This window comes from Paenibacillus sp. EKM206P (assembly GCF_011066155.1).
In the GTDB taxonomy this organism is placed as follows: Bacteria; Bacillota; Bacilli; order Paenibacillales; family Paenibacillaceae; genus Paenibacillus; species Paenibacillus polymyxa_D.
Window position 1 is genome coordinate 534,402 of the sequence record NZ_JAAMNQ010000002.1, and the last position, 22,671, is coordinate 557,072.

Consider the following 22,671-nt stretch of genomic DNA (forward strand, 5'->3'; position numbering starts at 1 on the left):
TTGGCCTTCGTGCCTCCGCGCGAGCATATGATTTTAGCAGAGTATTAGGATTGGGGTGCACGTTACATGTTGAGAGGTTTATATACTGCGGCCGCCGGATTGATGACACAACAACGACGCCATGACACCGTGACGCAAAATATTGCTAATATGAATACGACGGGATACAAACAGGAGAACAGTGTTCAGCGTTCTTTCCCCGAAATGCTTATATCCATGACGGGTGGTAACCCTGATAACCCGGACCGTACGGTCGGCAAGCTCAATACTGGCGTTTTTGCTGAGGAAAGCCTCTCCCCTTACATTCAGGGAGCATTAAAGGACAGTGGACAAGCGACGGATTTTGCGATACAGTCCAATATTAATGTGAACGACCCAGCTACTGGTCAACCTATGGCTTTTGATCAGGCGGGAAAATTCATCAATGCTAACGGTGAAGTCACCTACCGTCCAGAAGCGTTTTTTTCGGTGCGGGACAGTAATGGGAATGTTCGTTATACACGTGATGGGCATTTTCAAGTAAATGGAGCGGGAGCATTGCTTTCATCGACTGGCTCAGCGGTGCTGGATACGAATGGAAACCCAATTCAATTGACCGGGGCTGTCTCAGAGCTTAAAGTAAATGAGCGGGGCGAATTGGTAGATAGCCAGTCCAACCAGACATTGGGGACGACGCTCGGTATTAGTGTCATTGATCGTCCGTACCAGCTCGTTCGTGAGGGTAATGGGAATTTCCGTCTGAATGATACTGATGGTGCTACAGCTAGGATGATGACCGCTAATGATGCTGTATCCGTTCGTCAAGGTTACCTGGAGGTATCTAATGTAGATGCTTCACAGTCAATGGTGGATATGATGGCTGCGTTAAGAGCGTACGAAGCGAATCAGAAGGTAATTCAATTTTATGATAAAAGCTTGGACAAGGCCGTTAATGAAGTAGGCCGTGTATAACAGGGGGTAAGTGATGAACAACTCCATGATTGGTGCAATGGTATCTATGGCCAGTGTGCAGCAGCGTTTGGATTTAATTGCCGATAATATTGCCAATGTCAATACAGTTGGTTATAAGAGTAAACAGGGTTCCTTTGAAGATGTATTGGCCAATGTGAAACAACAGCCTTCAACGTATCTCCAAAATGGACGGGCCATGCCGCTCGGTTATAATTTGGGCTACGGAGTTAGAACGGCCGCAATCATGAAAAATATGGAGCAAGGTCCGCTCAAGGAGACGGGACTTCCTACTGATCTGGCGATCCAGGGTAATGCCATGTTTGAAGTTCAGGGAAATGGGCAAAAAGCTTGGACCCGTGATGGTAGCTTTCATTTTATTCCTGATCCGAATGATAGTGCGACGATGATGTTGACCACTGCTGAAGGTTATTCCGTGCTGGATAACAATGATGTTCCTATTACAGCTCCAGCGGGTTCCAAGGTGGCTATTAACTCGGATGGCGAGTTGCTGATTCGTGCTAATGGAATTGGGGATCCGACAGTTGGTCAGAGAATCAAGCTAATGGATGTACAGCGTCCAGAAGGACTGGAACAGCGGGATGATAACCTGTTCGTGTTGTTGAATGGTGTGACAGAGGCAAATGTATTCGGAGCTGCAGGTGTGGCAGGTGCTGTTCCAGCGGACGTATCTGTGCGTTCCGGTTATCTTGAGGAATCTAATGTGGATTTAGCGGGCGAAATGACGGATATGATGCAAGTTCAGCGGATGTATCAACTGGCGGCACGGGCATTAACTTCTAGCGATACGATGATGAACATGGCCAACAATCTGAGGGCTTAAGGATTTGGTGATGAAAGAAGAACAATCTGATTCCCGTCCGGTGCCTGTAAAGACGAAGTCCCGCTGGCGTACTGCTCGTTATTTCATAGTTCCGTTGCTGCTCCTGTTATCGCTGTTAGGCGGCTTAATTGCAGGATATGTAATTGTAGGTAAGCAAGGGTTGTCAGGCGTATTCGAGTGGAAAACCTGGCAGCATGTCATTGATCTTATATTTGCGCCTTAGTTTACTTTAAATGAGTGGGGGCGGGAAAAGGTCGCTCCGCGAATGATTTGATCTTACGATCGCTGTTGCAGCGGGATTTTCTTATTTTATAAATTATTCAGATGTAAAAATCCCGTTGCAAAGGCGAACGCTCGCGCTTCTCCAGATTCAAATCCTTCGCTCCGCTGCTACCCGCCATCAGGGCCACTTTTATTAAAATAAACCACCCGCAATTTGTGTGGGGAGTATAGCATAACAAAACCCTGTGCCAGTGGCGCGGGGTTTTGTTATGCTTTTAAGGGAGAGGCCTCCAGCGTAGCACGCATGGATTGTGGTCAATGAAGGCCATCACAGGGGCCTTCGGTTTTCTCTGCCCTTCACGGCAAGTGAGTATTATTGAAGCGAGGCTTTCCTTTTGGGCCAAAAGTAACTTGGCGGAGGGGTTTATTTGAATCTGGAGAAGCGATAGCGTTCGCCTTTGCCCCTAAATTTTAACCTTGCAGGTTTTATAAAATGAAAAAATTAAGGGGCAACAGCGATCGGAAGATCAAAAAAATCACGTAGCCCTCCCCCCTTGGCTCAAGTCAAACTTCGCTTCACCCCCATAATAGGAGCAACAAATATGGTACTTCCGCGTAATTTTCTTTTTGCATCTGATAACTGTATAATGATGGGGAAGTTTATAACACTGCGGGGTAAAACCAAGCACGGGCAAAAGGGCTTCTTCCGCCTCAGGTTGCATAACCGGCGGAAAAAGCCCCTTATCTCAACCTCCACTTCTGCAGTAGGTGAAGGATATCTAACATTGTTGCCGCCAAGAGCTGTTTTTATACAGCGTAGGCGGGGTAATATTATGCTTGCAGTAACTCATGATTGATACAGAGTCAGACCTGCAAGCGGGAGGAGTTATTAAGGTAAATGGACAAATTGCAATTGGATGTTAATCAAATTCAGGAGATTATCCCACATCGAGCGCCATTTTTATTGGTGGATCGTATTATTGAGCTGGAGGAAGGGAAAAGAGCAGTAGGCATTAAAAATGTAACGATGAATGAGCCTCATTTCATTGGACATTTTCCGGGGTATCCCGTTATGCCTGGTGTGTTGATTACCGAAGCACTGGCTCAAGTTGGGGCAGTCGCATTACTGCACCTAGAGAGCAATCGTGGCAAAATCGGATTCTTGGCAGGATTGGATGGTTTCCGTTTCCGAGGACAGGTGGTTCCTGGGGATACGTTGACGCTTGAAGTGGAAATCACTCGTTCCAAAGGCGCATTTGGCAAAGGGAAAGCTACGGCTAAAGTAGGCGATACGGTAGTAGCTGAGGGCGAAATTATGTTTGCTTTATCTGACCCTCCCCAATAAATAAAGCTCTTCCGACATAAGCACGAGGTCTGAACCGAGTGCAAGTGTACATAGAAATCCTGTTTTGATAAACCAAAAATGGAGAGGGGAAATTCCGTATGACGCAGTTGAGTAAAAAAGCATTAGAAGGCATTGAGAGCTGGCTGCAAGACCCTTATATTGATGAAGAAACCAAACAGGAGTTGCGCGCATTGGAAGGCAACGAGCAGGAACTGGAGGATCGCTTTTACAAAGAGCTGGAATTTGGCACAGGCGGTCTGCGTGGAGTGATCGGAGCAGGGAGTAACCGGATGAACCGTTACGTCATCGGACGTGCGACTCAAGGGTTGGCTCGCTATATTTTAGAACAGCATGCTGGTAAAGAAGGCAAACCTTCGGTTGTTATTGCACATGATTCGCGTCACTTTTCGCCAGAGTTTGCTCTGGATGCAGCTTTGGTGCTGGCAGGCAATGGTATCGTGGCTAAGTTGTTCCCTTCCTTGCGTCCAACGCCACAGCTTTCGTTTAGTGTACGTCATTTGGGAGCCAGTGGAGGGATCGTTGTAACAGCCAGTCACAATCCTCCTGAGTATAATGGATACAAGGTATACAACGATGAAGGGGGTCAGCTTGTTCCTGATCAGGCTGAACAGGTAATTAGTTATATCCGTGAGGTTCCTTCTTTTGCTGACATTCGCAGTCTGACACGTGAGGAAGCAGAGGCACAGGGATTGTTGGTTTGGCTTGGAGAAGAGGAAGATGAAGCGTTTGTAGATACGGTAGCCAGTGTGAGTGTGAACCGTGAGCTGATTGCAGCCGGACCAGGCAAAAACTTCAAAGTTGTGTTTACGCCTCTCCATGGCACTGGAAATGTACCGGTTCGTCGTGTACTGGAGAAAATCGGCTTTGAACAGGTGCATATTGTACCTGAGCAAGAGCTGCCAGATGCTGAATTTTCGACTGTTAAGTCGCCAAACCCGGAAGAACGCGATGCGTTTAAACTGGCAATTGCGCTAGGTGAGAAAATTGGTGCAGATCTGTTGATCGGAACAGACCCTGATGCTGACCGTATGGGTGCAGTTGTGAAAAACCGTGATGGCGAATATGTAGTATTGTCCGGTAATCAGTCTGGTGCGATCATGGTTTACTACTTATTGAATCAGCTGAAAGAAACAGGCAAGCTTCCGAATAATGGGGCTGTTATCAAAACCATCGTAACCAGCGAAATGGGTGCAGTTATTGCCGAACATTTTGGAGCAACCGTGTTTAACACGCTAACTGGCTTCAAGTATATTGGCGAGAAAATGAACCAGTTTGACCAAACTGGCGAGTACACCTACTTGTTTGGCTATGAAGAGAGCTATGGTTATTTGGCAGGGAATTACGCTCGCGATAAGGATGCTGTCTTGGCGGCTATGCTGATCGCTGAAGCTGCTGCTTATTACAGCACACAAGGTAAGACGCTCTATGATGTTTTACAAGAGCTGTACGAGCAGTTTGGCTACTTCCTTGAGAAGCTGGAGTCTCGTACTCTTAAGGGTAAGGATGGAGTAGCACAGATTCAGGGCAAAATGACCGATTGGCGTAGCAACGCGCCTCAAGAGATTGCAGGCGTGAAGGTAGATAAGGTACTGGACTACTCACAAGGTCTGGACGGTCTTCCACAGGAAAATGTACTCAAATTCTTACTGGAGGACGGTTCGTGGTTTTGCCTGCGCCCTTCGGGAACAGAGCCGAAAATCAAAGTATACTTTGCGGTACGCGGTTCCTCGCTGTCAGACGCGGAGCAAAGAATCAGCCACCTGGTCGATGCTGTTATGGCTCGCGTAGACGCTTGAGAAAAATCCCTTTATAATAGAATAGGTTAAGGTAATTGGATAAGATATAGTAATCGGTGACCTCTCACGGCAAAGGGCAGTACGCCGTGGAGGTCATTTCTGTATTGCAGAATAACCTGGAAGAGGCTTTGGGAAAATAGGCTTATTCCGGCAACGGAGGATTTTGCAAAATTCAATGAGTGACCTACCAAAAGGTTGAGTACGACAAGGTGGGCAGCATTGAATTTTGCAAAATCCCGAATATTAAGGAGGTTCTTTGGTGTATCAGAAATGGCAATATTGGAATACGGCTTCTCGAAAATGGTTATGGATTTTGGTGGCTGTCGGCTTGCTGGCTTCCATTCCAGTCATCGCCGATCGTGTGAAGACAGAATCCTCGAGTAAAAAAGTAGAGATTGTATTCGATTATCGGGATTTGACGGAGGCAGCCTCGTATCAGGCTCATCCGCAGGACTATCTGAATGAGCAGCTTGACCGCTTACAGCAAGCGGGTGTGAACAGCATGGCGATGTATGAAAGTACGTTGGATGATTTCCGTAAAGCGGGCCGTGTCGTAACCTATACGACTCAGAACGTTGCCGATATGGAAAAACGGCTTTCACCTGCAAATGAGAATTTTACGTATATTGTTTTTGCTGACAAAGAAAATGCGGAGGCATTAAAGCCGTTAATTTTACGTACGTTTACAAGCCTGGACATAAATGTAAAACCTTGGACTTATCAGGGACAGGAAGGGTTAGTTGTGGAAACATCTCCAGAGGATGCGTACCTCAAGCCCATGCAGCCTGACCCGATTGCGATGAAGCAGCTTCGGAGCAAAGGATTTTTTATTGTTCCACGGATGAGCGACAGTCTTCCTTACAACCAGGAGTTGACAGAAGAGATGCTTGCTTCCTTTCAGCAGAATGGTGTAAAACGCATTTTGTTTGAAGGTGATTCAGTCAAAGGCTTCACCGATAACGAGAAAGAGCATAGCTTAGCGGCATTTGCTAAATTGCTGAACAAATACGATATTGGCCTAGCTGCTATCGAAAACTTAAAAAAACCGCAAGCAGGCTTCAATAAGCTCGCTTACGATATCCACTATAACGTTGTGCGTTTATACTCATTGAGCGATAAAGATGCAACGCTGGATGTGGAAACGTTGGCCGATCGTTTTGCTCTGGCTACCAAGGATCGTAATATTCGCATGTTGTATCTGAATACCGCGCCTAGCCGTAGTATTGCTGAAGCCAAGGTGAAGGATTCGGTAGATAACCTGATCCACAGCTTGGACAAGCCGGGTAACGCTGTACAACGGATGGAGAAAAAGGGGTTTGAACTCGGACAGGCTGAACCATTCCAAGTAGTCGATTCGTCCATTCAGCGCTATCTGAAAATGATTGTCGTACTAGGTGCACTGGCATTCTTCTCCATTATGGTGTCCTATTTCGTCCCGGCATTGACTTTGCTGGCATTTGCACTCGGTTTGGTAGGTTCAGCAGGACTTTATGTTTTGAACTCCAGCTTGATGGAGCAAGGTCTAGCCCTACTCGCGGCGATTAGCGGACCAACGGTTGCAATGATCATTGCTGTGCACACGATTAGAATTAAACGTGAACAGGGGTCTGAACTTTCTGCAGGTCAGCGTTTGATTCAAACGCTTATACTGTACGTACGGACAGCGATTTTGTCGCTGGCTGCAGTACCATTTGTTATTGCTCTGTTGAATAATATTGCTTACAGCCTTGTGCTGAACCAATTCAGAGGTGTAAGCTTGCTTCACATTCTGCCGATCTTCTTGGCAGCGATATATATTTTCTTTTATCGTGGCGTTTCTATACGAGAGGAAATTTCCAAGCTGCTACGTACGCCGATTACTGTATTGTGGGTGATCGCACTGGCTGTTATCGCAGCCGCAGGTTATTACTATTTGACTCGTACTGGAAATGCGGGCACAGTGTCGAACACGGAGCTGGCATTCCGGAACTTCCTTGAAAATGCGTTTGGTGTACGTCCACGCAATAAGGAATTTTTGATGGCTCACCCACTGTTTATTGCAGGAGCGTTCCTGAGTTTGAAATATCGCAAAGCAATCTATTTGCTGATTATAGCTGCTATTGGTCAAGCCTCTATGGTGGATACCTTTGCTCACATTCACTCTCCAGCGGCACTGTCGCTTAGTCGCGGGCTGTTAGGATTGGGCTTCGGTCTGGTGCTGGGAATCATCGCAATTGTCGTGTGGCAAGTGCTGGAAGGGTGTTGGAAGAAATGGTCACCACAGCTCAAACGATAATCATCTCGGGTTATTACGGCTTTCACAATAGTGGGGATGAGGCGGTGCTCAAGTCGATTTTGACAGCTTTAGAGGAGGAGAGCCGTCAGGCGGGTATCACGGTCAAGCCTGTTGTTCTATCTTCTGACCCTGCTTGGACACAGAAAATGTACGGAGTAGAAGCTGTACCGCGGATGAGTTTGGGGGAAGTTCGTAGAGCGATTAAAAACAGCGATGGGCTAATAAGTGGCGGCGGGAGCCTGCTCCAGGATGCAACAAGCCCTAAAAGTATTCCGTATTATCTGGCGATTCTGAAATTGGCCCAATGGGCTGGAAAGCCGACATTTGTATATGCTCAGGGCATTGGCCCGGTACAACGGAAGATATTTTATCCTATGATCCGTTCTGTGTTTCAGCGCTGTGAATATGTTTCTGTAAGAGATGAGCAGTCTGCCGCACTACTGGATACTATGAAACTAAAGAACCCGGTTGTTGAAGTTGTTCCTGATCCGGTAATGGGGCTTCCATTGCCCCCAGGTTCCGAGCTGCATAAAGCAGCAACTGAGACTGATCAGGATCAACCTCCGATCGTTGGCGTATCTGTACGTTACTGGGATAAGGAATGCCGCGATTTGAAGGCTATCGCGGAGGGCTTAAAAAAATTAGCTGCTGAGCGCCGTGTACACTTACGCTTTTTACCTTTCCATCTGCCTGATGACGAGCAGGCTTCAAGGATGGTAATGGATTTGTTGGGGGATATTAGGGGGACGGGAAGCCTTGTAAGCATGTGTGATCAAGTCACCGATCCTCAACAGATGCTTTTGGAAGTCAGTCGTTGCAGTTTGATGATCGGGATGCGATTACACAGCTTGATCTATGCAGCATCCCATCAGGTGCCTCCGTTAGGGATATCCTATGATCCTAAAATTGATCATTTCCTCAGCCGTGTCGGTAGCCAGCCTGTAGGCACTACAGAGGCACTGGATGGACAAAAACTGGCTAATGAGTCTATGCGGTTGCTGGATCAGCGAAGTCAATGGATCGAGAGCCAGGGAGCAGCCATTGCTTTGTTAAAAAGTGAGGCTCGCTTACCGGCGCAGCATATCGTTAATTACTTGTGTCGCAAAGGATGATGGATACAGTGACAGTTGATAAGGTTACGAATGTGCCTACCGTCCCGATTTTCGGTGTTCCGGTATCAAGGCTTAATATGAAAGATACATTAAATGTATTAATTCAAGCAGTGGAGTCTCGCCGGCCCCATCAAGTGATCACTGCCAATCCGATAATGGTAATGGCAGCATTGGAAGATCCAGTGTACATGAACGTTATGAAACAGGCGGAGCTGATTGTCCCGGATGGGACCGGCGTAGTGTGGGCTGCAAACTATGTAGGACATCCTGTACCTGAGCGTGTAGCGGGCTTTGACTTGTTACATGAATTACTTGCAGCTGGCGAAAACTATCATTGGAAGGTTTATTTACTGGGATCAACATCTGAGGTGATTCAAGCGACCGCAAAGCGGGTACATGAGCTTTATCCCGCAATTACGGTTTGTGGCAAGCGTGATGGTTTTTTTGGACCAAAAGAGGATGAAGCCGTAATTGCAGCTATTCGTGAAGCAAATCCTGATTTATTGTTTGTAGCACGTGGAGCGGACACACAGGAACCCTGGATTGGTAAATATAAGGAAAAGTTGGGTGTACCGGTGATGATGGGGGTTGGCGGCAGCTTCGATGTTATATCAGGCAGAACCAAACGCGCACCTAAATTGTTTCAAAAGCTACGGGCTGAATGGTTATATAGACTCCTCAAAGAGCCAAGCCGTTACAAAAGAATGCTTGCGCTGCCGAAATTCGCCGCGAAAGTGATGCGCGAAAAAGAAAACGTCACAAAAGTGTGATAAATAGCTTGAATCTGCCTCCAAAACCCGCTAATTTGCCAGAATATGAAGCTTGGTATTTATTTTTGATCAGAGTATAATTCAATGCGGTTACATCTGAAAAGGGATTGCTTTAAAATTGGGGGTCGAATGATCAAATGTTATTGATCTATATTATTGGGTTCATCATGGCACTGGGACTTGCGCTGTTACTGACACCGCTCGTCAAGAAATTCGCTGTGAAGGTTGGAGCCGTCGATGTACCGAATGCCCGAAAAGTACATACCCGAATTATGCCGCGTCTTGGCGGACTGGGGATTTTCTTGGCATTTCTGTTGTCCTTATTGGCGGTGTTACCTTTTGTGCCTGACGGAATGCTGTCCTCTCGGGATATTAACTTTATCGCAGCCTTTCTGATTGGCGGTACGCTGATTACACTGATTGGTGCTCTCGATGATCGTTTCGATCTCAATGCAAAATTGAAATTTTTGGCTCAAATTGCCGTTGCGTGTATGGTCGTGTTTGCTTTTGATATTCGTGTAGATTTTGTAAATGTACCTTTTCAGGATGCATACTCATCTTTGGAAAGCTGGATTTCCATTCCACTTACGATTTTTTGGATCGTAGGTGTAACGAATGCCATCAATTTGATTGACGGTCTGGATGGACTGGCTGCAGGTGTCTCAGGCATTGCGATTGGAACTATTTTTGTGATGTCGATATTGATGGGTAATTACATGGTAGCTATGCTTTGCCTTGTGCTGCTGGGCAGTATTATCGGATTCTTATTTTTTAACTTTCATCCTGCAAAAATATTTATGGGTGATACTGGGTCATTATTTTTAGGTTTCTGTCTGGCCATGCTATCCATGCTTGGTTTCAAGCAAATTGCTATCGTATCTTTTATTACGCCATTGATTATTATCGGTGTACCATTGTCAGATACATTCTTTGCTATCATTCGTCGCAAGTTGCAGAAAAAACCGATTTTCTCTCCGGATAAAGGTCATTTGCATCACTGCCTACGCGAACTAGGTTTCAGTCACAGACAGACGGTGTTGATTATCTACGGTATTGCTGCATTTTTCGGTGTATTGGCCGTGATTCAATCGTCTGCTGCGCTTAATGAAGCGAACTGGGTCACCTTTGTCGTGATTTGTATTATGATGTTCTTCCTACAGATCGGTGCAGAGGTTATTGGTCTTGTTGGCAAAACCAAACGCCCAGTTATTAACACACTGATTCGGTTGTTGGCTAAGCCAGATTCCCAGACGCGTTCGAAATTATAATTTTAATTTAAAAGTAAGCCTTCAAGCTTGGCGGTATACCGCGGGTTTGAAGGCTTTTTTGATGTTTGCTGTAAAAAAACTCCCTCCTTTTTTGAGAATTTACTAATTTTTTGTATGTTTACTACCGATAAAAAAAGTATTGAATGATTACGTACCCCAAGGTGCGACAGAATCAAAGGAGGACAATGATTTGAAACGATTGCTATCCATGTTGCTGACGGTTGGTCTCATCATTGGCTTGGTGCCGGCGGCCCTGGTAGGTACGGCTCATGCTGCGACAGGAACTTATTTCATTTTTCCAAATGAGAAGTATGATGCGGATTCGGCCAGATCGGTGAACACCGACCGTATTACAGTTAACGGTACGATTAACGGAGTGAACGGAAGCACGATATCATATAGTGTATTCCAGCTCTCTAAAAATGGAACGACCCTTAATGTGGTGAATAAAAATGAGAGTCAAAAAGGCGGAATTACGGTCAGTGGCTCTACACTTCAAATTACAGACATCAAACTGTTTCCTGGTTTGAACCGAATTACATTCCAAAGTAGCCAAAACTCGGCTGAGATGAAGGATTCTATTTACGTAGAGTACCAGGATGGACCCAAGGTTTATGATCTGTCTGCTACGCTGAATGGTGAAACAGAACAATTAGTAGAGAACCAGACAGCTGTGTTAACAGACGCTCGCAATAGCGGTACGGATGATGTTAAAGTAGTCATTCAAGGTACGGCGCCTAATGCCGACAGTGTAACGCTTACGTCTGCAAAAAGCAGTAATACGTATAATGTATCCTCTTACACTGGCTATAAACTAACAGGTAGTGTGGTACTCAGTCCAGGTAAAAATATAGTGAATATTAAAGTGAATAACGGAACTCAGGCTCTTACAGTTACACGTGAAATTACGATTTATACGGGAAAACCGGAATTCTCTGATTTGACCTTGAATAAGGATGGGAATGTTTCTGCCGATCTGACCACTTCGCCTGACTTTACCGTATCGTCTACAAGTGGTGTGGTTTTAAAAGGTAATGTTTTGGTGCCAGGCGGTCCAACCGATCCAGGAGTTGCCACAATCAATGCGCGTTTTACCGATGTGAGTAACAATGGTAGCGCTGTGGGTAGTGCGACTGGAGTTGATGCCACAATTGATACTGCAAATGTGGTTACATCAAATGGTTATAAAGTATATCCATTTCAGGTGACTGTACCTTCAGAAGCTGTTATTGATCATTTGACCAGGGCATCTCTGGGCATAACCTATACGGATAGCAGTACACCTCCAGCTCCATCGGCTGTCCAATTTACATTGCGCAGCAGCACTCAGCCGTATATTGATGATATTAACTATCTTCCTGATTTTAATAATCAATTGTTGAGCAGAATTAAGGGAAGCGGGTCTGATCAAGCAGCTGCTATAGATGAAGCTCTGAAATTAACTGGAAGCTCTATGAAGAACAAGACTACAGATGCTCCATCTGTTCCTGTTGGTATGGAGTTCATCGTTGTTAACGGTGCACCTTCTTCAATTAGTGAACTTTCTGGTGTGTCAGTTCATACTGTAGGATCACCTCAAGATGTGATTCGGACAATCAATGGTAAGTCAACACAAGTGAAGAAAATCGTTGCTTATGTAGACACTTTGCCTAAAGAAGGACAAAACGTACTGAATTTTTACCTGAATGGCGACTCGACCAAATTAATTAAAGCAACGGTGAATCTGTTGCAGGGTCCGTTCATGAAATACGATACGATTTATGATGGGCAACAAATTCCGTTAAATACATCCAGCTCAAACTTGAATACCTATAAATTGACTCAACTGGGCTACTTTAAAGGTAAATTGCTTGATGTGAGCAACGCAGCGGATATTCATTACACTGGAAGTAACCGAAATGTATTCCTGTATGTTAATAATGTATTGGTTGATCTGGATGGTTCAGGAGCGGACTTCAAGCTTGCTGCTTCCTCAGAGACAGCCGCAGCCAATGCCTTGGCGAACGGGAATAATGAAATCAAGTTTGTGTACAAGCCAGGTATTGAGTACAGCAATACGGTAAAAGTAAACTTTACACAGACGAATATTCCAGTAATTCCTGTTCCAAATACACAAGGAATCATCCCTTTTACACCAGTTAGCGGCTTGAGCAATACACCGAAGTATAGCGAAATTGCTCCGAAATCAAAAGATGCTAATTTCACCAAAGTGGATGATACTAACTACAATACATCTCTGAAAAATATCAATGTATTTGGTACTTTCAGTATTGCCGATTTGGGTAAAGCAGATCAGGTAAATGGTTCGTTAAGTGATATTGCCAATAAAGATCAATATATTTTGGAGATTAAGGGATCGGATGACAGTGAATTCAACTGGACGTTGAGTAACGAGTTTTTCTCAGCAGAAGATGCTAAGACAACATACAATTCCGGTTCTACTACAGATAAATTTACTAATAAAGATTTAAAAGACCTGCTTGTGTACTACCATCCGGACAAAAAGTATTTCAGCTTTGTGTTGAAAAACCAAACTATTTCGCAAGATGGAACACCAGTAGCTTATAACATTACCTTGTACAATAGCGGCAAGAGCGGACCATTTGCTACTTTCCGACTGCAAGTATCAGGTCAATCTACATCTTTTGATATTTTGCGTCCGCTCCCTGAAAAGAGAATCGTGAATCAAAACTTTGTGCAAGTTGTTGTGAACGCAGGTAACGCAGATAGTGTTATGGTAGGTAAGGAAAAAGCGGTTCAAGAAGGATTTGATTCTGACTATGATGGTACCGTTGATTACCCATCAACTTACAAAGCCATCGTAACAGGTCTAAAAGCCAACAAAGATAATAAAATTGACGTAGTGGTTACAGTAGGCAAAGAAAAACTGAAACAGACCATTACTGTTAAATATGTGCCTACAAATATTCCTGGCGAGCAGTACATGGAAGCGATGAAAACATCGCACAAAGTGTTCGATGGTAATCTTACACTTGCTTTTGCGAAGGGAACGAGTCTAATTCGCCGGGATTACGATCAACCACAGCAATTCAAAAACCAGGTTTTCTCTGGGCATACTTTGTACTTTGCGATAGCAAATAGCGAAGATGGTGTGGTAGACCGTCATGAATTTGAAACTGAAAAAGCATTGTCCGATATGCGGAGCTTGATTGCAGACGGAAGTAGATACTTCAACCGGGATTTCCCAAGTCGTTTTACCAAGTCCAGTCCAGTATTCTGGATTGACCCAGGTACCGCAGATGATATCAAAACGGATGCTTACGATCCAGTGACATATGGTGCTGATCCTTATCAATTGGCTAACAAGTCGCAAAATGACAGCAGCAAGATCAAAAACTTCTACTGGCGTGACCCATCTAACGAGTTAGTACCTTCCAAGCGTGCTACATTGACGCTGACGTATGATAGTAGTATTGCTCAAGATGCAGGGAAACAAATGTCGGTGTTCTATTTTGATTCTGATCTTAAAGACTGGCAGAACATTGGTGGTGTGGTGGATCCGAAAAAACACACCATTAAAGTACCGTTTGATCGTTTCGGTTACTATGTAGTTGCTAAAGTTGGAGAAACGTATAGTGATGTCATTAAGCACAAATACGCCAGAGATTACATCGAAGCCATTTTGGCTAAAGGTGTCATGAACCCAATGGATCCAATTAATAGCTTTGGACCTGACAGCTACATTAAAAGAGGCGAATTTACGTCTATGATCGTCAAAGGTCTGCAAATTCCGCTTAATTTCAGCGGAGCGAAGCATTTTGACGACGTGTCTATTCCAAATACGATATCAGCAGATGCGCTCTATGATTATCGTTATATTGAAACAGCTGCACGCGCTGGTATTGTCAAAGGTTCGCAACCAAGAATCTTTATGCCGGAAGATGTAATCACACGCCAAGATGCAGCAGTCATTATCGCTAAGGCATTGAATTTGAAGCTTGAAACAGATCATGACAAGATCATGAAGAATCTGTCTAAGACCTTTAAAGATGCGGACAAAATTGATTACTATGCACAGGCATCTGTGTTGGCTATTGCCAAGAAAGGCTTTATTACGGGTTCACCTGTTGATGCAAGCGATCTGAAAAAAGGATATATGTTTAATCCTACTTCTCTGACCTTGCGTGGAGATGCAGCCATTATTGTAGCTAAAGTTATGGCTGATAAAAAGCTGCTTCCTAAAATCTAATTAACAAAACACCTGAAATTATTAAACATCCCTCCATGCGAAATGGAAATTCCCTTTCATATACATGAGAGGGATGTTTTTTATAAATCAGCTATTTGACTGGAATTAAGGGCCTATGCCATAATATCAATGAGGTAAGAACTTTGGATTAGCCTTACAACGTTTTTTATTTTGGATATAGCTTAAACGTCTGTAATTAATTTCTTTTTTTTAAGCTTTTATCTCAAAATGTGTTTATTATTTTTTTATATGTTTTTTTTGCGCATTTATCTGAAACTTTACGCTTATTTCATCGTAGTAGTGGATGTGTGTGCTTAAATATTACATAGAGAAGTGAGTGGGGAGTGATGAGATGTCTCAGTTTTCAATACGCCGTCCTGTAACAGTATTTATGTTAATTATTGCTTTGTTAATCGGGGGCGGTATTTTTGCGTTAAGACTTCCTGTAGAGCAAATGCCGGATATGAAGCTGCCATTCGCTGCAGTGGTGACTAGTATTCCAAATGCAACGCCTACAGAAGTTGAGGAATTGGTTACTAAACCTATTGAGAAAAGTCTGGCTTCTATTGAGAACGTGGATAAAGTCATGTCCGAGTCTTCAGAAGGAACATCTATGGTCATGATTCAATTTAACTGGGGAGTAGATATCAATCAAGCAACCCTCGACATGCGAGATAAAGTTGATGGGGTTAAAGGGTCTCTTCCCAAGGCGGCTAATTCGCCGCGTGTCCTTAAGGTGGATCTCAACGCAACGCCGGTTATTACGCTCTCTCTTACAGGAGACCAGGATATTAACAAGTTGAAGCCTATTGCTGAAGATATTATTGAGCCGCGGCTTGAAAGAATTGCGGGAGTAGCTGCAGCCAACATGTCAGGTGGGCAAACTCGGCTTGTGAAGATTACCGTAGATCAAGCCAAACTTCAAAGCTATGGCATTACGTTAGATCAAATCAGCCAAGCGCTATCGTCTAATAACGTAGCGGGTTCTGCTGGTTCGGTGTACCGAGGCAATACAGAAATCCAACTTCGGGTTCAAGGTGAATACAAAGCTGTTTCAGAAATGGGTGAAACGCCAATTCCAGTAGGGAAGGGAAGCATTAAGCTAAAGGACATCGCGAAAGTTGAAGATTCCTTGGATGATGTTACAACCATTTCTACCTATAACGGAAAGCCAAGTATCAATATTTCTGTTACTAAAGCTACAGGGGGGAATACCCTTTCAATCGCCGATTCTGTAAAGGATAGTTTAGATTCGATACGGAAGGAATTGCCTCCGGGAACTCAATTGGAGATGGTAACAGATGCATCCAAACCCATTAGCGACTCCGTACACTCATTAGTAGAGCATGCTATATTGGGAGTTATTATCGCAGCTATTGTGTTGCTGTTATTTTTGAATAGTATACGTTCTACCATTATTGCTACTATCGTTATTCCAATTTCCTTCGTAGCTACGTTTATGATGATGTATTTCACCGGACAAACCATTAATATTATTTCACTGAGCGGTTTGCTTCTGGGGTTAGGATCCTTTGTCGATTTTGCGGTTGTTATTATTGAGAATATTTTTAGACAGCGACATGAAGGGAAAAGCATGCTACAAGGGGCTATTGATGGCTCCAAGCAGGTGGGTAATGCCGTTATGGCATCTGCACTTGCGCAGATCGTAGTATTTTTACCAGTTGTTTTTGTTGACGGAATTGCGGGAGTTCTATTTAAACCGTTGGCGTTAACAGTTATTTTCTCTCACATTGCAGCCTTGCTTGTATCCCTTATGATTGTGCCGATGCTGGGCTCACGTTGGCTACCTACCGTGCCAGATGAATCCATTTATTCTTCAGGTACTTATAAGGGTGTTAACCCTATTATGTGGTTTAATATTGGCTTCGAGAAATTTAAGAGTGGGTATCGCCGTATACTGAAGTGGGGAATTAACCATAGAAAATCTGTGTTAATTATTACTTTATTAATGTTTGTGGCAGCTGGGGCTCTAGTTCCTTTCGTTAAGGCTGAATTTATCCCAGCATCCGATACTGGGGAATTCACAATTAACGTGAAACTTCCTAATGGAACGGTCTTGGAAGAAACGGAAAAGGTTGTTCAAGATATAGAAAAAGAAATTTTGAAAGTTCCGGATCTAGATAAAATGACAGTGACTGTTGGTTCTGGTGGCAATTCTGGTTATTCAGGGGCAGCTCCAACTAATTCGGCGGATCTAAGCGTAACGCTGAAGGATGGACATCAGCCAACAGATGGTGTAGTTGAGGGCCTTCGTAAGAAATTTGATAGCATTCCGGATGCAGAGATTACAATGGCGTCTACAACAGGCCTTTCAAGCGGAGCGGCTGTTAATATTAACTTAAAAGGTGACGATATTGACGTCCTGAGAGAACTTTCAGACAATCTCGTTGCGGACGTAAAAAACATACCGGGTACGGTCAATGTGAAAAGTACCTTGAGTGCTGTTCGCGAAGAATATGAGATTACCGTTAATCGGGAGCTTGCGAGTCGATATGGCTTATCAGCAACTCAAATTTTATCAGCAGTGAATACTTCTTTTAATGGATCAGTCGCCACAAGCTATCGTACAGGTGAAGATCAGATTGATGTGAAGATATCGTTGCCAGAGCAAAACCGCCATGATTTGTCAAATCTTAAAGCCTTACGGATTACCACTTCGCAAGGTATTGATGTACCTTTGTCTTCCGTAGTAAGTATTGATAAACGGACTGTACCCGATACTGTTACTCGTGAAGACCAGACACGTCAAGTACAGATTACAGCTGATATTGATGGAACAGGGGATATTCTTACTATTAATCAAAAAATAGATGCTCTTTTGAAGAGTACTCACTTCCCAGAAGGCTACAGTGCAGACACGGGTGGTGGACAAAATGAACAAATGCTGGAGTCTTTCATGAACTTGGCGATAGCTATTTTGCTATCTGTCGTGCTCATTTATATGGTTATGGCAGGACAGTTCGAATCGTTGCTCACACCGTTTGTTATTATGTTTTCCGTTCCACCTACGGTAATTGGTGTGCTTATCGGTTTAGCTGTAACCGGGGCGAGCCTCAGCGTTTCAGCTTTGACGGGTTACATCATGCTCGTCGGTTTGGTCGTCAACAATGCCATAGTTATGATTGACTTTATAATTCAGCTCCGAAAAGACGGCCAAGATCGGGATGAAGCTATTATTCATGGAGCGTCTGAGCGGTTGCGTCCGATTTTGATGACCACGCTGGCTACTGTACTAGCTTTGATCCCAATGGCATTCGCTACAGGAGAGGGTAACGAAACACAAGCACCGATGGCAGTTGTTGTTGTATTCGGGTTATCCTTCGCAGCTGTTATTACATTGATTCTTATTCCGGTAGTCTACGTCATCATGGATAATATGATACAAAAACGTAAGAATCGGAAATTAAAAAGACAAGCGAAGAGAGAATTAAAAAAAGAAGCGAAACTACAAAAAAGTGTTCATATATAAGGTGAGGTGGAGAAACATAATGAATAAAAAAAGTGCTCTGATTGCTACAACTTTGCTTTTATCAGTTGCATTAGCGGGTTGCGGTGGGGGAGAGGCCCCTGCCGCACCGACTACGGCGCAGCAAGCCATTCCAGTTCAAGTAGCAAAAGTGGCTAAAGGTAGTATTAACGATTCAACAGGTATTATTGGAAGCTTTGCTCCCAAAGAGACAGCTCAGGTGTCTCCGAAAATTAGTGGTAAAATTCAAAGTATTAACCTTACAGTGGGCCAAAAAGTAAATAAAGGCGACACATTGTTTACTATAGACCAAAAGGACTTGCAAGACTCGATTAAGCAATCCCAGGAGTCTTACCAGGTTGCCCTGGCCAATTTAAAACAAGCAGAGTCAGGTGCGGCGCAATCGGTACAGCAGGCAGAATCCAGCGTGGATCAAGCCAAAAGTGCGCTTGTCCAGCAAGACAACACCATCACCCAAGCTCAGACCAGTCTGGTCGATGCTCAGAGTTCCGTGCGTGATGCTCAAAATACGCTCAACCGCAACCAACAGTTGTTTAGTGCGGGTGCTCTATCACAATCTGAGTTAGAGCAGTCTCAAATAGCGCATAGAAGGGCTTTAACTGCAGTGGAGAATGCGCAGATAACACTTCACAATGCACAAACGTCCAAGCAAAGTGCGCAAACAACATATAGCAATGCTCAAAAATCATTACGTCTTGCCCAACAGAAAACAGGCATTGACGTAGCTCGTGCTTCTGTCAATCAAGCTAAGTCCAGTTTAGACACAGCACGTAGCCAACTGGTGGATACTGTGGTCAAAGCTCCGATTTCCGGTACGATATCGGTAGTAACAGGAACCCAGGGGCAAATGGTTAGTGCACAATCCGCGGTTGCTACAATAGCGAATACCAATCCTATTATTGCTAAAGTTAACGTTTCTGAATCTGAGCTTCTCAAGATGCAGGTGGGTTCATCTGTGACTGTAGGCGTGGACTCGTTAAATAAGCGAATTGAGGCCAAAGTATCGGCTGTCAATCCGGTAATGGATAATGATCTGAAGGCATACCCTGTTGAGGTATCAGTTCCTAATGGTTCTGGCGAATTAAAATCAGGGATGGTTGTAACTGTATACATGAAATCAGAAGCTCCTAAAAACATTTTGGTATCGCAGGATGCCATTACGGAGCAGGCAGGGAAAAAGTATGCTTATGTAGTGGAAGGAACAGTGGCTAAGCGGGTAGAGGTGCAGACAGGCCAGGAAAGTGCCAAACAGGTTGAGGTAACCAAGGGGCTTGCTGAAGGACAAAATGTTGTCGTTAAGGGCGTTAGTCTGCTTACGGATGGCGCGAAGATTAATGTAGTGAAGTAATTTGTCGCGGCTATATTTACGGTAAATCACTGTTACTCCGTCATTTCTACTACCTAAAGTGTATTAGAGTATTAGATTTCAAGGGAATCTATAGACTTTATGTACTTTATATATTCTATGGATAATTCTTAACGAATATACTCCATTAAAGGCCGATTTCATGTACGAAAATAACCCTTGTACATTTAAGGTTGATAAGGTAAAAGTTGTAGGATGACGGAGGAACAGGTTCAATAGTATAATTATGACTGTGGAAAGCGGAATACATAATTCAAAAAAATAATTTTTTTTTTGAAACAGACGCAACTTTTTGAACCCATGCTACGTCTAATTGGGTGAGTATGAAACAAAGGGGTACAAAAGCGTAAAGACAAAATTCGCTAAAAAAAATCTTTACTGCATTGTTATCACATTGTATAATACTGGAGTACGTCATAAATGGACGCTTTCTTTCAACTAGATTCCAAGCTTCTGTGATATTGTCACAGATATCATTTTATAAGGGTTCTCATAAAGCTCGGAAAGGAGGTGTAACGACTGATGAGTGACAAGATCCGACAAAAAGACAAAAATAATATTTCTGGTTATATTCAAGGAGGAGAAAAAAAGGTTATGACAAAGTTTAATAAAAAAATGATCAACGTGCTGGCAACAGCAACATTGGTTGCTGGTGTAGCAGCTCCAATCGCAGCATTGACTGCACCAACTGCAATCCATGCATCTTCTAGTTTCACAACTGTGAATACTCCTACTATTAGTGGAAACGCTGAAAACTTCACTAATCTTGATAGCAGAGTGAAAATTACAGTGAGCAAAGCTTCTGTAAGAGATGGCTCTTCTTTTACTGTTACTTTGCCTAAAGGTTTTTATTTTAACAGCAGTGATGTTGCGAAAATTGCTGGTGTAACTGGAACACAAAATGGCCCAGGTAGTGTAAGTGATGCTACTTATGGCTTAGGTGTATACGCTGATTTTGATGATAATAAAGATACTGGTATTAAAGTTGATCCAATCATCAACAATTATGACACTGATGGTAAACCAGTTAATGTAAACTCTGCAAAAATTACTTTTACGGGTCAAGATAACATTAAAGATGATGTTACTCTCTTCTTGAACTTCAGTAGAATTAATGTAGCTGGTCCAAGTAACGGTCCAGTTAAAGCAGCAATTGATGCTGCTTCCAATAGTGGTTTGACTAGTGGCGAAATTACAATCGCAAACGTTGTTTCTTCCGGTCAAGTTTCTCTTGCTGCAAACGATACAGTTTCTAGTGAAGATAACTTCACTGCAACATTGAAAGTTAAAGAGGAAACTGCAGGTTCTTTGACAGGTAGTAACTACATCAAGTTGAAATTGCCAAGTGGTTTTAAATGGGATGCTTCTGGTACAGCAGCAATTCTTTTTGGTGATATAAAAGCTGCTGACATTGATGCTAAATCCGATGGTGATACTCTTACTGTAAGATTGAAAGATACTGTGAAAAGCTCCAAACAAAATTCTTTCCAATTGCCAGTTAAATTCCATGTAGATGATGAAACAAATGCTAAACAAGGCGATGTTACTGTTAGCGTTTCTGGTAATGCAACAACTGATGTTAGCTCTCTTGTTGTTGGTAACTATGGCGAAATCGGTGGTGGTGTTACTGTAGCTACTCCAACAACTATCCTTGCTGGACATGACGAACAAAAAGTTGGCGACATCGTAATTAAAGAAACTGTTGCTAAATCCTTTGTAAAAGGACGTACTGTGACTTTGCGTCTGCCTGAAGGTGCTCGTTGGCAGGAAACTTTCAAGAGTAACAACCCAGGAAACAGCTTCGCTGGTTCTATGGAAAATACTAACGGATTGGGTGGAGCAGAGGTATCTTACACTGACTCTGACAAACGTACTTTGAAACTGACTTTCAACAACCCTAACAGCACAACTGACGCTGGTACTTTGAAACTGAGAAACGTTGAAGTTGCTACGCAACCTGGTTTCTCCGGTGATCTGAACGTTGAAGTTGCTGGTAGCCAAGGTCTGAGCGGTAATGTTAAGGTTGCAACTGTGAAACAAGCAGTTACTCTGGCTGCTGCTTCCAAACCAACCCTGACAATCGGTCTGGGTGACCAACAAGTTGGCGATATCACAATCACTGAAGCTGCTAAAGAAGCTTTCGTTAAGAAAGACGGTAGCCGTGAAGTAATCTTGGAATTGCCAACAGGCGTACGTTTTGCTTCTACTCCAGAAGTAAAAGTTACAGCTGGTGACGTTAAAGTGAAGAGCGTATCTACTGATACTTACGGCGAAAGCAACAAAGGCCGTCTGAGCTTCTACATCGACAGCGAATCTGCTACTCCAAGTACAATCACAATCTCGGCTCCTAAGCTGACTGTTGACCGTACTGTAGCTCAAGGCGACATCGTTGCTAAGCTGAAAGGTAGCGCAGTATCTTACACTGCATACAAAGGCGCAACTGACAACACTCAAAACTGGAAAGATAACAACACTGCAGCTGCTGAAGTAGCAATCGCAACTGTTGGAACTCCAGCTCCAGGTGCTACTAAAACTAAAGCTGTCTTCACATTGGGAAGTACTTCCTACACTGTGAACGGCGAAACTAAAACAGCAGAAGTAGCTGCTTATGCTGAAAACGGACGCACTTACTTGCCAGTACGTTATGCAGCTGAAGCTCTGGGTGTATCCCCACAAAACATCCTGTTTGACAAAGCAACTTCCACAGTTACCCTGATCAAAGGTAGCACTGTTGCTCAAATCAAACTGAACACAAACCTGTTGACTGTTAACGGTTCTGTGATTCGTATGGACGTTAAAGCTGTAACTAACAAAAACCGTACTGTACTGCCAATCGCTTGGGTGAGCAGAGCGCTGGATGCATCCATCACTTATGATGCAACTGCAAAAACAGTTACTGTTGAAAACAAAAACTAATTTAAGAGCAACTCTTTTGAGTTAACTGAATTAGATGAGAAGAGGGTTCCTTTTGGAGCCCTTTTCTTTT

13 protein-coding genes are annotated in these 22,671 nt (G+C 43.6%); all 13 read left to right on the plus strand.

What is annotated here, in order from left to right; genetic code table 11:
- Nucleotides 1–66 precede the first annotated feature (66 nt).
- The 13 genes from G9G53_RS06220 (at nt 67) to G9G53_RS06280 (ending at nt 22,601) form a co-directional block, all read left to right on the plus strand.
- Entirely contained in the window at nt 67–951 is an 885-nt protein-coding gene (locus G9G53_RS06220; protein ID WP_165146178.1) for a flagellar hook-basal body protein, read from the plus strand.
- A 13-nt stretch (nt 952–964) separates the two neighbouring features.
- The gene (locus G9G53_RS06225; RefSeq protein WP_165146181.1) at nt 965–1,792 is read left to right on the plus strand and encodes a flagellar hook-basal body protein; all 828 of its coding nucleotides are present in this window, start codon (nt 965–967) and stop codon (nt 1,790–1,792) included.
- A 10-nt stretch (nt 1,793–1,802) separates the two neighbouring features.
- Nucleotides 1,803–2,015 (plus strand): DNA-directed RNA polymerase subunit beta, encoded by a 213-nt coding sequence (locus G9G53_RS06230; RefSeq protein WP_029514611.1) that lies wholly within the window; start codon nt 1,803–1,805, stop codon nt 2,013–2,015.
- An 897-nt stretch (nt 2,016–2,912) separates the two neighbouring features.
- Nucleotides 2,913–3,359 carry a 3-hydroxyacyl-ACP dehydratase FabZ gene (gene fabZ / locus G9G53_RS06235; protein ID WP_013312312.1) on the plus strand — a complete coding sequence of 149 codons (447 nt, stop codon included), beginning with the start codon at nt 2,913–2,915 and terminating at the stop codon, nt 3,357–3,359.
- 98 nt (nt 3,360–3,457) lie between these two features.
- Nucleotides 3,458–5,176 carry a phospho-sugar mutase gene (locus tag G9G53_RS06240; RefSeq protein ID WP_029514610.1) on the plus strand — a complete coding sequence of 573 codons (1,719 nt, stop codon included), beginning with the start codon at nt 3,458–3,460 and terminating at the stop codon, nt 5,174–5,176.
- A 259-nt stretch (nt 5,177–5,435) separates the two neighbouring features.
- Entirely contained in the window at nt 5,436–7,451 is a 2,016-nt protein-coding gene (locus tag G9G53_RS06245; RefSeq protein WP_165146184.1) for a DUF5693 family protein, read from the plus strand.
- The gene (csaB, locus tag G9G53_RS06250; protein WP_165146187.1) at nt 7,427–8,563 is read left to right on the plus strand and encodes a polysaccharide pyruvyl transferase CsaB; all 1,137 of its coding nucleotides are present in this window, start codon (nt 7,427–7,429) and stop codon (nt 8,561–8,563) included. Before G9G53_RS06245 ends, csaB begins: the two co-directional genes overlap by 25 nt.
- A gap of 8 nt (nt 8,564–8,571) precedes the next feature.
- A complete protein-coding gene (locus G9G53_RS06255; protein WP_029514607.1) occupies nt 8,572–9,333 on the plus strand; it encodes a WecB/TagA/CpsF family glycosyltransferase in 762 nt (253 codons plus the stop codon).
- Between the two features lie 137 nt (nt 9,334–9,470).
- A complete protein-coding gene (locus tag G9G53_RS06260) occupies nt 9,471–10,601 on the plus strand; it encodes a glycosyltransferase family 4 protein (protein WP_029514606.1) in 1,131 nt (376 codons plus the stop codon).
- Between the two features lie 190 nt (nt 10,602–10,791).
- The gene (locus tag G9G53_RS06265) at nt 10,792–14,811 is read left to right on the plus strand and encodes an S-layer homology domain-containing protein (protein WP_165146190.1); all 4,020 of its coding nucleotides are present in this window, start codon (nt 10,792–10,794) and stop codon (nt 14,809–14,811) included.
- 352 nt (nt 14,812–15,163) lie between these two features.
- Nucleotides 15,164–18,301, plus strand: coding sequence for an efflux RND transporter permease subunit (locus tag G9G53_RS06270; RefSeq protein WP_165146193.1), 3,138 nt, complete (start codon nt 15,164–15,166; stop codon nt 18,299–18,301).
- Nucleotides 18,302–18,320: 19 nt separating this feature from the next.
- Nucleotides 18,321–19,667 carry an efflux RND transporter periplasmic adaptor subunit gene (locus G9G53_RS06275; RefSeq protein ID WP_029514603.1) on the plus strand — a complete coding sequence of 449 codons (1,347 nt, stop codon included), beginning with the start codon at nt 18,321–18,323 and terminating at the stop codon, nt 19,665–19,667.
- A gap of 540 nt (nt 19,668–20,207) precedes the next feature.
- On the plus strand, nt 20,208–22,601 hold the full coding sequence (locus G9G53_RS06280; protein WP_165146196.1) for a copper amine oxidase N-terminal domain-containing protein: 2,394 nt from the start codon (nt 20,208–20,210) through the stop codon (nt 22,599–22,601).
- Nucleotides 22,602–22,671 lie beyond the last annotated feature (70 nt).

What these genes read in the sequence shown, in the direction of transcription:
- G9G53_RS06220 (WP_165146178.1), top strand. Translation starts at nt 67, where the DNA reads ATGTTGAGAGGTTTATATACTGCGGCCGCCGGATTGATGACACAACAA.
- G9G53_RS06280 (WP_165146196.1), top strand. Translation starts at nt 20,208, where the DNA reads ATGAGTGACAAGATCCGACAAAAAGACAAAAATAATATTTCTGGTTAT.
- csaB (WP_165146187.1), top strand. Translation starts at nt 7,427, where the DNA reads ATGGTCACCACAGCTCAAACGATAATCATCTCGGGTTATTACGGCTTT.
- fabZ (WP_013312312.1), top strand. Translation starts at nt 2,913, where the DNA reads ATGGACAAATTGCAATTGGATGTTAATCAAATTCAGGAGATTATCCCA.
- G9G53_RS06240 (WP_029514610.1), top strand. Translation starts at nt 3,458, where the DNA reads ATGACGCAGTTGAGTAAAAAAGCATTAGAAGGCATTGAGAGCTGGCTG.
- G9G53_RS06275 (WP_029514603.1), top strand. Translation starts at nt 18,321, where the DNA reads ATGAATAAAAAAAGTGCTCTGATTGCTACAACTTTGCTTTTATCAGTT.
- G9G53_RS06270 (WP_165146193.1), top strand. Translation starts at nt 15,164, where the DNA reads ATGTCTCAGTTTTCAATACGCCGTCCTGTAACAGTATTTATGTTAATT.
- G9G53_RS06230 (WP_029514611.1), top strand. Translation starts at nt 1,803, where the DNA reads ATGAAAGAAGAACAATCTGATTCCCGTCCGGTGCCTGTAAAGACGAAG.
- G9G53_RS06225 (WP_165146181.1), top strand. Translation starts at nt 965, where the DNA reads ATGAACAACTCCATGATTGGTGCAATGGTATCTATGGCCAGTGTGCAG.
- G9G53_RS06260 (WP_029514606.1), top strand. Translation starts at nt 9,471, where the DNA reads ATGTTATTGATCTATATTATTGGGTTCATCATGGCACTGGGACTTGCG.